The sequence below is a fragment of the Caballeronia sp. M23-90 genome (assembly GCF_053574605.1).
In genome coordinates this window covers 1-2,896 of record NZ_JBSIPA010000638.1, presented here as the reverse complement: position 1 = coordinate 2,896, position 2,896 = coordinate 1, and the positions used below count along the sequence as shown (strand labels likewise).

Annotated in this window: 3 protein-coding genes; 2 read left to right on the top strand and 1 reads right to left on the bottom strand. The window is 51.3% G+C overall.

The genetic code is table 11. The annotated features are described in order from the left end of the window. Window positions 1-79: 79 nt before the first annotated feature. Complete coding sequence (locus ACRXB1_RS33950) at window positions 80-1,165, bottom strand: porin (RefSeq protein WP_449494527.1); 1,086 nt, start codon at window positions 1,163-1,165, stop codon at window positions 80-82. Window positions 1,166-1,603: 438 nt separating this feature from the next. Here ACRXB1_RS33950 and ACRXB1_RS33945 point away from each other — a divergent pair, with 438 nt between their 5' ends. Together ACRXB1_RS33945 and ACRXB1_RS33940 are read left to right on the top strand one after the other, a co-directional pair. Beyond that, window positions 1,604-1,891, top strand: coding sequence for a DUF4148 domain-containing protein (locus tag ACRXB1_RS33945; protein ID WP_449494526.1), 288 nt, complete (start codon window positions 1,604-1,606; stop codon window positions 1,889-1,891). A gap of 222 nt (window positions 1,892-2,113) precedes the next feature. Beyond that, on the top strand, window positions 2,114-2,746 hold the full coding sequence (locus ACRXB1_RS33940) for a c-type cytochrome (RefSeq protein ID WP_449494525.1): 633 nt from the start codon (window positions 2,114-2,116) through the stop codon (window positions 2,744-2,746). Window positions 2,747-2,896: the final 150 nt, after the last annotated feature.

Genomic DNA, 2,896 nt, shown 5'->3' with positions numbered 1-2,896 from the left:
TCCAGCCCAGCGGGCTGCGGTACGGGCTTCACTACAGATTTCATCGGATTGGCCATGAATTGCATCCTGTCTTTGTACTCTAATTGGTCCAAGGCAGGTGTCGCATCTCATATTGGCACGCAGGGCTACCCGACACTTTTTGGTATAGCCCCTGTACATAAACATCGGTGCGTGGGGACAGGTCATAGTCGGCCATCAGCCCGAATTGATTCCATTTTGGTTTCGCCTCCCCCGCTGCCGAATTGAACTTGCCTTGGGTAAAGCTACACATAGCGCCTACATAAAAACTCGAGGTAAACTGATGCTTCACGTTCACTTCATAGGTATCAAATTTCAGCGTGCTGGGGGCGTTTGCGAAAGGCGCGCTTAGATATCCGCTGATCGCAGTAGGCGCGTTGAGGTCGGTGTGAGTGTAGACGAACCCTACAGTCGTCGAGGTAAAAAGTGTGTAGTTAACACCGCCTCCCCAAACACGTTGCCGCGCTGCAGTGAACGTCGTGTCATTGGCTAGGGAACCCGCTACGTTAACTCCGGGATTGTTGATTTGCATGTACGACGCGGCGACTGTTAATGGGCCGATCGCATACTGCGCACCCACGCTGTAAGACCGGTTATCAGAGAAATTCGTCTGGTTGCTAAATCCATAGAGGCCGCCGAAAGTCAAACCAGCATAGTTGCTACTGGTGTACTTGACCGAGTTGTTAAGTCTGAAGGAATTGTCGGTGTTGTCATTGTCGAACGGATGGCTAAATAGATATCCCGCCCAATTTCCGTTCGCGGTGAGAGGCGCAACGAAATCGACGACGGAGTCGTATTGCCGGCCAAGCGTTACCGTGCCAAAGAGCGTGCTTTGAACGCCAATATATGCCTGTCGGCCGAACTGACGGCCGCCCTGCCCGTATCGACCCGTACTGACATCAAAACCGTTCTCCAGCTGGAAAATGGCTCTCATACCGCCTCCCAGATCCTCAACTCCCTTAAGGCCCCAGCGGCTGCCTTGAGCGAAGCCACTCTGCATTTCCCAGATCGAATGGCCGCCTGCGTTATTCGTGTAATTGATTCCCTCATCCAACAAACCATATAGGGTCACCGAACTCTGAGCACGCGCCTGCGATGCGCTAAGTATGGCGCTTAAAGACAGGCCAACAAATACAAAACGTTTCATGTGGTTCTCCGGTTGCGTGGATGTGCGACGCAATTCTGTCAGCGGGACATCGACCGAACCAACTTTTTAAAAATTCAACCTAATTCAATGTTTCTTTTTCACAACAACAAAACCGCATGAGATAAACCAACTAATTTGTATTCCTAAGCTAATGGCTTAGGCGAAAGCCTCGTTCCATTGCCGCAATTTCGGACATGTTGAAGACTATCAAAAAGCGACAACATCTTCATTGCACTGGCATTACATTTTCGCAATGTTTCGGTCACCCATGCGCTTTTGCTCAACGATTATTTTAAGGAAAAGCAACGGTTTCCCCTATGCAGTGTGCATCCGAAGATGTAGCTTTCAAACGTTACTCAATTTTCATGTTGAGGCCATGCTCTCGTCAGGATGGGCCATCTAGACTATCCATCAACGCATCACAACTTGGAGGTTTAAATGAAATTCCTGAGCGCTTTTATTGCTATCTTGGGTATCGCCGTTACGACGCCTGTGTTCGCAGAGCATGCCTACCGACTGAACGATGTTCCGGTGCTCTCAAATTCCTACGGTGGCATGTCCGACGGCACCCACGCCAGCAACCCGGGTGGTAAAACGCGCGCTGAAGTGTATTCAGAACTAATCCAAGCGCAGCGCGATGGCATTGTTCCGTCAAACAAGACCGACTATCCGCCGAGTCAGCGAACCATCGAACGAAATCGCGAGCTTTATAGCGTTCGGCACTAAGGCTTCAGTTGTGATTCCAGTGCGCTGTGACGCTTCGCTTAGCTGTGCGAGTGCGATACGCCGTTGCGGTGCCGACAGGCGTCTTAGCGACAGCACACATCCTTGGCATTGTTTGATCAAGTCGCGACGAGTCTGCCTGGATCCTCGCTATGCCGCCCTCGGGATAGGCTGGGCGTTCGCGTCAATAGAAGATGTTTCTTAAGATTCTTTTTCGGTGAGCGTATGAAGCATTGGATCGTTCCGGTCTCAACTATTGCCGCGGTCGCAGTGATCGGTAGCGCAACGTTTGTGCTTTCTGGTAGTTACAATATGGGCGCCGACGACCCGCATTGGCCACTTACCTACAAGGTCATGCAAACGTTGCGCAATCGGTCAGTCGAAAGCCATGCAAAAAACATTTCTCCGCCAAATCTTGAGGCCCCGCAACTTATTTTGAAAGGAGCCGGTCAATACGCCGCAATGTGCGTCACATGCCACCTTGCGCCGGGAGTCAAAGATTCCGAACTTGCGCCCGGGCTCTACCCCCAACCGCCAGAACTCTCCAAGGTTCAAGTCGACCCCCGCAATGCGTTCTGGATTGTTAAACACGGATTGAAAATGAGCGCCATGCCTGCATGGGGTAAGACGCACGACGACGACACGATTTGGAGCATGGTAGCGTTTTTGAACAAACTACCCACATTGAGCCCACAGCAATATAAGGAGATCGTTGCGAAGGCGCCCCCGGATGAGGAAATGGAGGGGATGAAAAACATGCAGGGAATGGAGTCCATGCAGCAATCGCCATCTGGTAAGGATATAGGTGCTCCATCGGATGATGCCAGCGCATCGCACTCGCATTCGCACGCGAAGTAGAAGATGGCAAACGCAAGTAATTGGTAAGCGATCCATTTTCGACGTCTACCAACTGACGCTCTGAGCGAGGAGCATAGGTGTCCACCAATTTGGAGGTGGACACCTATGACTGGCAAAGACTCAGAGTTGAAAGTAGTTCGTCAAAGCCGC

Bases quoted from the DNA above. Each gene is read 5' to 3' on its own strand.
- ACRXB1_RS33950 (WP_449494527.1), bottom strand. From the start codon at position 1,165: ATGAAACGTTTTGTATTTGTTGGCCTGTCTTTAAGCGCCATACTTAGC.
- ACRXB1_RS33940 (WP_449494525.1), top strand. From the start codon at position 2,114: ATGAAGCATTGGATCGTTCCGGTCTCAACTATTGCCGCGGTCGCAGTG.
- ACRXB1_RS33945 (WP_449494526.1), top strand. From the start codon at position 1,604: ATGAAATTCCTGAGCGCTTTTATTGCTATCTTGGGTATCGCCGTTACG.